The 4,286-nt window shown below is 50.0% G+C and carries 5 protein-coding genes, 3 tRNA genes and 1 pseudogene; 7 read left to right on the top strand and 2 right to left on the bottom strand.

The genetic code is table 11. From position 1 onward, the window contains the following. Nucleotides 1-132: 132 nt before the first annotated feature. Both T260_RS121540 and T260_RS121545 read right to left on the bottom strand, forming a co-directional pair. Nucleotides 133-600, bottom strand: a complete 468-nt coding sequence (locus T260_RS121540) for a hypothetical protein (RefSeq protein ID WP_021321939.1) — start codon at nt 598-600, stop codon at nt 133-135. Between the two features lie 13 nt (nt 601-613). After that, nucleotides 614-1,378, bottom strand: coding sequence for a hypothetical protein (locus T260_RS121545; protein WP_023634677.1), 765 nt, complete (start codon nt 1,376-1,378; stop codon nt 614-616). Nucleotides 1,379-1,568: 190 nt separating this feature from the next. Here T260_RS121545 and T260_RS121550 point away from each other — a divergent pair. The 7 genes and pseudogenes from T260_RS121550 to T260_RS1000000140435 form a co-directional block, all read left to right on the top strand. Beyond that, nucleotides 1,569-1,645 (top strand) — tRNA-Pro (locus tag T260_RS121550). Between the two features lie 10 nt (nt 1,646-1,655). Continuing rightward, nucleotides 1,656-1,728, top strand: a tRNA-Ala gene (locus T260_RS121555). 9 nt (nt 1,729-1,737) lie between these two features. Beyond that, nucleotides 1,738-1,827, top strand: a tRNA-Ser gene (locus T260_RS121560). Nucleotides 1,828-2,064: 237 nt separating this feature from the next. Then, a complete protein-coding gene (locus T260_RS121565; RefSeq protein WP_023634676.1) occupies nt 2,065-2,334 on the top strand; it encodes an AbrB/MazE/SpoVT family DNA-binding domain-containing protein in 270 nt (89 codons plus the stop codon). Next, complete coding sequence (locus T260_RS121570; RefSeq protein ID WP_011231143.1) at nt 2,334-2,663, top strand: type II toxin-antitoxin system PemK/MazF family toxin; 330 nt, start codon at nt 2,334-2,336, stop codon at nt 2,661-2,663. The genes T260_RS121565 and T260_RS121570 overlap by 1 nt, the downstream gene beginning before the upstream one ends. Nucleotides 2,664-3,276: 613 nt before the next feature. Beyond that, nucleotides 3,277-4,110 carry a pirin family protein gene (locus tag T260_RS121575; RefSeq protein WP_011231146.1) on the top strand — a complete coding sequence of 278 codons (834 nt, stop codon included), beginning with the start codon at nt 3,277-3,279 and terminating at the stop codon, nt 4,108-4,110. Continuing rightward, a pseudogene (locus tag T260_RS1000000140435) lies at nt 4,110-4,286 on the top strand (NADPH-dependent oxidoreductase); the annotation flags it as partial. The gene T260_RS121575 and the pseudogene T260_RS1000000140435, both read left to right, overlap by 1 nt.

The following is a 4,286-nucleotide window of genomic DNA, read 5'->3' as shown; positions in this document are numbered from 1 at the left end:
TTTTCGGCGGCTTTTTGGGCTTCTTGTCGCTTTTTTTGTCTTTATGCGGCGAGATGTCTATTGAAAACGGCAGAGCGGCGAAAACCCGAGGGGGTGTTCCCTCGGGTTTTTCAGTGAAAGGGGATGAAATGCCTATCTATTCGGCTGCTTGTCGTGAACGCCGGCGAGTCCAAGCGCGTGATGGCCCCGCAGCAACTGCTCCACGGCCGGCCATTGCTGTTCATCGCAACGGATGAGAAGCACGATATCAGCGCCTGTGCGGCTTTGACGGTGCGTGGATTTTCGGTTTACCCACCATTTGAGCAAAATGCCGATTCCGATGCCTGAAACCGCCCCGATAATCCCCCAAATGATCGGACCCCATGCCAACACATAGCCGTAAATCGCCCCTAGCAGCATCAAGCACGTTCCTAAAATCGCCGCCAAGTCAAGGAAGCTGAACCCGTTGGCGTGATGGAGCGTATCAAGCAGGCGCGGCGGTTCGGCAGAGCGGTTGAGCGGGACTGCAAAAATCTGATGTTCAGCAATCCCTTTTTCTTGAAGCGCTGAAATCGCCAGTTCAACGAATAGGTGGCTCTCGAAAGTGGCAATGACAATCATGAAACGCCTCCCATCAAATCGGCCATGCGAACCGTTTCGGCTGAAAGCGGCGCCGCAAATAGTGGGCTAGTTCTTTTTCAAACAACTTGTTGTATTCGACCGCTGATACGTAAGCATCGTAAAAGATGAACGAATAAATCGATGGCAGATAAAGCGCCCACTGCATATCGATGATCTTCGTTGCACAATCGAATCGGCCCGTCAGCGTGTACGTAATCGCTTCGGGCAAGTGGGCGAAATACGATACCAAAATGGTAAAGGTGAAGATAAACAGGCCGGTGATCACTTTATGGACATACAAATGGCCAAGGCCCGGGGCGAGCACCGACCAGACCAGCGCCAGCCAAGGCTCGCGCTTGTCCAAATAATTAATATCCCATATTCCCATTCGGATGGAAGAGATCGGCGCATCTTCGCGGTCGGCGAGCAAATACAGCTTGTTCATGTCGACTGAGCCGCGGTAGCTGTCCCAAATGCTGTACATGTAGATGGCCACATAAAACATGAGCCATCGTTCGTCAAGAACGGCTTTTGCCTTTTCAAAATCGCCAAGCAGCGAGTATAATATACCTGTATTGATACGGGCTTTTGTGTTGATAAACAGCTCCCAGAGGATTAACATAAAGGCCGTGGCGTAGCGTTGCTGCATCAAATTGCCGAAACCCGGAAACGAAAAGGAAAAAAAGGCGACGACAAGCGGATGACGCAAATGGAAATGGGTGGTTGTCAATTGCGACAAATGCGCCCGTTTGCGCCGCGCCGGCGGAATGAGTTTCACAAAGCGCCCCCTTTCCTTTACACGGTTGCTGTGTTTTTAGTATAGGAAAAAAGGAGCGGCAGCTATGCAGGTCGTTTCAGAAAAAAGATAAATTTTCATCCGTTATGGCGAAAAAAAGATAAAAAAACTATTGACTTTCCTTTGAGGTTCATATAGAATATGAATTGTCGCAAGGTAAACCAGCCTATGTCGGGAAGTAGCTCAGCTTGGTAGAGCACACGGTTCGGGTCCGTGAGGTCGCAGGTTCAAATCCTGTCTTCCCGACCATTATAGACATGGGGCCTTAGCTCAGCTGGGAGAGCGCCTGCCCCGCACGCAGGAGGTCATCGGTTCGAATCCGATAGGCTCCATTTTCATACGGAGGAATACCCAAGTCTGGCTGAAGGGGGCGGTTTCGAAAACCGCTAGGGGTGTCACAGCCCGCGGGGGTTCGAATCCCTCTTCCTCCATTTCTAATATCCGATCCTGTCAAATTGTAAATCATGAAACCCTTGATACGACTGCGTTGGCAGTCGTTTTTCATTTTTTGGGAATCCTTTTGACTTTTCTTCAAATCTTTTAACATGTTCAGCGTCTTATCATCAATCGTAATCGTTCGTTTCGAATCGAAAACACCGTCTCGATGGCATCTTTTTTTGAATTTATGTATATACTATGTATATACGAAATGAAAGGAGAGAGGTATAATGGAATTAAACAAACAGAAAGGAGTGTCAATCATGACAATAACAGTTCAAAAATGGGGAAACAGCCTTGCGGTTCGTATCCCAAGCGTGATTGCTGAACGTTTAGCGCTTCATCAAGGATCAGAAGTGGAGGTGATCGTTGAGAACCAAGCGATCAAGTTGATCCCGAAAAAGAAAAAGCCGACATTGGAGGAACTTTTGGCTAAAATCACGCCGGAAAATCGCCATGCTGAAATTGATTTTGGAACAGAAGGGAATGAATTGTTCTGATGCAAGCGCCGGATCGTGGGGATCTTGTTTACGTCAATTTCAATCCACAAGCAGGGCATGAGCAGGCAGGAAAAAGGCCCGGCATCGTTCTATCACCAAAGCGGTTCAATCAATTGACAGGGTTTGCGGTGCTTTGCCCGATCACCCGGCAACAAAAAGGATATCCATTTGAAGTGGAATTGCCATCAGGCTTGGCCGTTGAAGGCGTGATTTTAACCGATCAGGTCAAAAGTTTAGATTGGCGCGCCCGACAGCTTCAAATAGTAGGACGGGCGCCCAATGAAGTTGTTTCGGATTGCTTGGATCTGATTCATACTTTTCTTTCGTGAAAGGCCATTTATATTGGCCTTTTGTTCACTTTTAGCATACTTTTTGCGTACATTTTTGCCCTTCACGCTCCTTGAGGCGGGAGACTTCCTTCGGATATTTTGTTAAAAAGGCAGAATCGAGCAACGAAAAGAAGGCGGATTGTCCCGCCTTTTTGCATGGATTGACACACTGGAGATTATTTTGCACAAATTTTGCACGTGATGAACGAGCATGTCCATTCATCCTTGTATCAATAGTTTTATGGTGGGATTGGAATCCCTCTTCCAACGTCCACCTGCCGAGTGCCGGCAGGTTTTTTGTTTTTTGCGAGCGGTATGGCCGCCATTTTTCAGGCAGATGACTTGCCTGTTTTTCGTTGAATCCGGTACGATGAAGGAGGAAACGGTTTGCCGATTGAGCTGCACTCCTTTCGGCAACGGCCGGGATTGCGCAACATAAGGGAGGAGAGGTTATGGCGATTCAACGCCGCATTCGTCGCGTGAAAACCGTGCAAANTTTTCGGCTGCCTTTTTTTCGTTGAATCCGGTACGATGAAGGAGGAAACGGTTTGCCGATTGAGCTGCACTCCTTTCGGCAACGGCCGGGATTGCGCAACATAAGGGAGGAGAGGTTATGGCGATTCAACGCCGCATTCGTCGCGTGAAAACCGTGCAAATGACCACCAACAGTCCGATTCATCGCAGCGGTTCGGTGCTTGAGCCCGGGAACTGGCAAGAGTATGATCCGTTTTTGCTGCTGATGGAAGATATTTTTGAGCGAGGAACGTTTGACGTCCATCCGCACCGCGGCATTGAGACGGTCACGTATGTGATCAGCGGCGAGCTTGAACATTTCGACAGCAAAGCCGGCCACAGCACGCTCGGGCCTGGAGATGTGCAATGGATGACGGCCGGCCGCGGCGTCGTCCATAAGGAAGACCCGGCGTCCGGTTCAACCGTGCACAGCCTTCAGCTATGGGTCAACTTGCCGAGCGCGTACAAAATGACCGAGCCGCGCTACCAAAACTTGCGCTCCAAAGACATGCCCGTGCGCAAGGAAGAGGGAGCGACGATCCGGGTCTTTTCCGGGTCATCGAAAGGCGTCAAAGCGCCGACGAAAAACATCGTTCCCGTCACGATGGTGGAAATGATTGTCGAACCGGGAACAACGGTCGTGCAAGATTTGCCGGGGCATTACAATGGGTTTTTGTACATTCTTGAGGGGAGTGGCGTGTTCGGTGCCGACAACATCGAAGGAAAAGCCGGGCAAGCGCTGTTTTTCAGCCGCCACAACCGCGGCGAGGAAACGGAGCTAAACGTGACCGCCCGCGAAAAACTCCGCCTTCTTCTTTATGCCGGCGAGCCGGTGAACGAACCGGTCGTCGCCTACGGGCCGTTCGTCATGAACACGCCGGAACAAATCCGCGAGGCGATTCGCGATTACCAGGAAGGGCGGTTTGGGCGATAATGGAAGGGAAAGAGCCGATTCGTTGTATGGCTCTTTCTTTTTTGTTATCATGTTCACAAAAAGAAGCCGTTGGGCTGTTCAAGGAGGACATAGTCATGAACCAAGTCATCGAAACGATTCTCCAGCACCGTTCGATCCGCCGGTTTGAAGACAGGCCGCTAAAAGATGGCCGAAAA

Origin of the sequence: Geobacillus thermopakistaniensis (assembly GCF_000498995.1) — a bacterium.
In the GTDB taxonomy this organism is placed as follows: domain Bacteria; phylum Bacillota; class Bacilli; order Bacillales; family Anoxybacillaceae; genus Geobacillus; species Geobacillus thermoleovorans.
This window is presented reverse-complemented; position numbering and strand designations above follow the sequence as displayed.

Excerpts from the sequence above, each read along its gene's own strand:
- T260_RS121540 (WP_021321939.1), bottom strand. The coding sequence starts at position 600 with ATGATTGTCATTGCCACTTTCGAGAGCCACCTATTCGTTGAACTGGCG.
- T260_RS121565 (WP_023634676.1), top strand. The coding sequence starts at position 2,065 with ATGGAATTAAACAAACAGAAAGGAGTGTCAATCATGACAATAACAGTT.
- T260_RS121570 (WP_011231143.1), top strand. The coding sequence starts at position 2,334 with ATGCAAGCGCCGGATCGTGGGGATCTTGTTTACGTCAATTTCAATCCA.
- T260_RS121575 (WP_011231146.1), top strand. The coding sequence starts at position 3,277 with ATGGCGATTCAACGCCGCATTCGTCGCGTGAAAACCGTGCAAATGACC.